Genomic DNA, 2,807 nt, shown 5'->3' with positions numbered 1-2,807 from the left:
ATCATGAGCCACGCCGCCATCGTTTGCCGCGAATACGGCCTCCCGGCGGTCACCGGCACGGGTTTTGCGAGCGGTCAGATCAAGACCGGCATGCGCCTGCGCGTCGATGGCAATGCCGGCAAAGTAACTGTTCTCGGGTGACCACGATCAAGAGCAGCGCCAGCGGCGCTGTATATCACCGCGCCCATTGTCTTGGGAGCAAGGCAAATGGAGGTGGTTCAACTCCTGGGACGCATGGTTATGGCGCGGGAGCGGATCAAGCCGCATTCCGCTTCAACCATGCGTTTCATCATACATGTTTCTGGCGTGCGCCAAAATACGATCGAGCCAGTCTGAAAAAAGCCGCCGCTCGGAATCCGTCAACACCGACAGCGCCTTTTCGTTGAGCTCTTGGCCATAGGCCAGCGCCGTACCCAAGAGCACCCTGCCCTTGTCGGTCAACTTGAGCTTTCCGCCGCGGGCGCTGACGTCCTCATCGTGGATGCGGCCGATATTGCCTTCGTCGGAGAGCTTTGCAACGACGCGGCTCACCTGCCCTTTGTCGAGATAGCATTCATCCGCAAGGTCCATGAGCGAGATCGGTTCGGCATAGCCTATCACGCCGAGAATGCGATATTCCCTGAGCGTCAGGCCAAAGCGACCGGGGAAAAGGACCTTGCCATTGCGGTCGGCGATCGTCGTGTAAAGCGCAAGGCGAAAGACGAAGTGATCGCGGATGTCCCCACTGGCCGCTCCACCCATGTTCTTGGCGTTACTCATGCTTACCCGTCACGGCCATGCTGGAGATGTCCCTCCGCAGCGGTTTTCACTCAAAGCGCCGCCGCGGAAATGCTCTAGCATAGGCCTGCTTTTGCTACCATCTGCGGGCGTCAACTCACGCCTTGGCGAAACCGTCATAGCCCCGCGCAACGACATCTCTGCAGGCGGCGACATAAGTCGGCAGACCGCCAGCAAAGGGCATGAACACCTTAGGCTTCCCGGGGATGTCGGCCCCCATATACCAAGAGGCCGCCTTAGTGAAGAGCGTCTTCTCCGCCGTCTCGTTGACATTGGCCACCCATCGCGTCTGGGCGTCCACCTCGGCTTCAATGCGTTCGCGACCCTCGGCGCGCAGGGCGACGAGGCAGTCCGCTATCCATTCGACATGATGCTCGATCGAACGGAGCACGTTGGACAGGACGGACGGGCTACCCGGTCCGGTGACGGTGAAAAGATTGGGGAACCCGGCAACCGCAAGTCCCAGATAGGTCTTGGGACCCTCCGCCCAGGCCTCCTTCAGGCTGACGCCATTCTCGCCACGGATATCGATGGCCAGAAGTGCCCCGGTCATGGCGTCGTAGCCTGTGGCTAGGATCAGCACGTCGAGGTCCTGCTCGACGCCGGAAGCAAGGCGGACGCCGCGCTTCGTGATCGTCTCAATCGGATCGGAGGAAACGTCGACCAGCGAGACATCATCCCGATTGAATATCTCGTAATAGCCGGTATCGACGCAGACACGCCGCGTTGCGATGTAGTCGTGAGGGCAGAGAAGTTCGGCGGTCCGGGGATCCTTCACGGTCTCGCGAATGCGCTTGCGCACGAATTCGGAAACGATCGTGTTGGACTCCGCATTCCGGCGCACGTCGTTGAACGTGCCTGTGAAGCGGAACGAACCGCCCTGCTCCCATGCCTTCCAAAGCATAGCTTCCTGCTCCTCGGGCGCGACCTCGAGCGCCGACACCTTGGCGGGCCCCGTCATGATGCCACCGCTGGTTGTGCGCGCCCAGGCGTCGAGCTCCGGAAAGTGTTCGCGGAAATACCGGCGATCGTCGTCGGTTAGCACACGGTTGCGGGCGGGGATGGTGTAGGCCGGCGTGCGCTGGAAAACAGAAAGTTGGCGTGCCCGTCCGGCAAGCGCGGTTGCAACCTGCACACCCGAGGAGCCCGTCCCAATGAGGCCGACGGTCTTGCCGCCGACCTCGACGCCCGCTTCCGGCCATGCCGCCGTATGGACCAAGGTACCGTCAAACAGCTCGACGCCCGGAATATTCGGAAAACGCGGGACCGAGAGGCAGCCTGTCGCCATCATGAGCCAGCGCGGCGTCCATGATTGGCCGGCTTCCGAAGTGACGGTCCACCGCCGACTTGCCTCGTTCCAGTGTGCCGAGACAATGCGGCGGTTGAGCTGTACGTCGCGCCGCAGGTCGAGCTTGTCGGCAACGAAACGCGCATAGGCCAGGATTTCTGGCTGCGGCGGGTAGCGCTCGGACCAATTCCACTCGTTCCTGATTTCGGGAGAGAATGTGTAGGAATATTCCAGGCTTTCGACGTCGCAGCGAAGGCCCGGATAGCGGTTGTGATACCAGGTTCCGCCGATTTCCGACGCGGCATCGACCGCGAGGGCGGCAAAGCCACATTCCCGCATCTTGTGCAGCATGTACATGCCGGCAAAGCCAGCGCCGACAATCAAGACGTCGAGCTCGCGTCCGTTGGGCTTGGTGATCATCGTCGCCTCCCGATATCCGCCGCACGCTGGATGACCTTGCCTGGCCCGCTGCGCGCCGTTTCCTCTTCGAGGAGAATTAAGCTTATGAGTTGACTTTGTCAACTTCGTCGGTGCGCATTCTTATCCAAGCGCAGATGTCGGATATCGCCTGCCCGGCCGGCGGAAGGCTTTCCGAAAAGGCCAGGAAATTGTGATTGGTGCCGGGATAACGCCGTCCGCTCATCGCGACACCCTCGCGGAAGAGCCTTGCGGCAAATGCCTCCCCTTCGTCGCGGAGGACATCGTATTCAGCCGTCAGGAGGAATGTCGGCGGACACCCGCC

Annotated in this window: 4 protein-coding genes; 1 reads left to right on the top strand and 3 read right to left on the bottom strand. The window is 61.3% G+C overall.

All coding sequences use genetic code 11. From position 1 onward, the window contains the following. Positions 1–141, top strand: coding sequence for a PEP-utilizing enzyme (locus tag AS156_RS45235; RefSeq protein ID WP_245313182.1), 141 nt, complete (start codon positions 1–3; stop codon positions 139–141). A gap of 132 nt (positions 142–273) precedes the next feature. Here the strand turns inward: AS156_RS45235 and AS156_RS32725 are convergent, their stop codons facing one another. The 3 genes from AS156_RS32725 to AS156_RS41455 all read right to left on the bottom strand — a co-directional run. Beyond that, entirely contained in the window at positions 274–759 is a 486-nt protein-coding gene (locus tag AS156_RS32725; protein ID WP_066513497.1) for a MarR family winged helix-turn-helix transcriptional regulator, read from the bottom strand. A gap of 115 nt (positions 760–874) precedes the next feature. After that, positions 875–2,485 carry a flavin-containing monooxygenase gene (locus tag AS156_RS32720; protein ID WP_066513496.1) on the bottom strand — a complete coding sequence of 537 codons (1,611 nt, stop codon included), beginning with the start codon at positions 2,483–2,485 and terminating at the stop codon, positions 875–877. Positions 2,486–2,567: 82 nt separating this feature from the next. After that, on the bottom strand, positions 2,568–2,807 hold a 240-nt coding region (locus AS156_RS41455; RefSeq protein ID WP_136626570.1), incomplete at its 5' end, for an alpha/beta hydrolase.

The organism is Bradyrhizobium macuxiense, assembly GCF_001542415.1.
GTDB classification, from domain to species: Bacteria; Pseudomonadota; Alphaproteobacteria; order Rhizobiales; family Xanthobacteraceae; genus Bradyrhizobium; species Bradyrhizobium macuxiense.
Note: the sequence above shows the minus strand (reverse complement) of the source record. Positions and strands in the feature narration are given on the sequence as shown.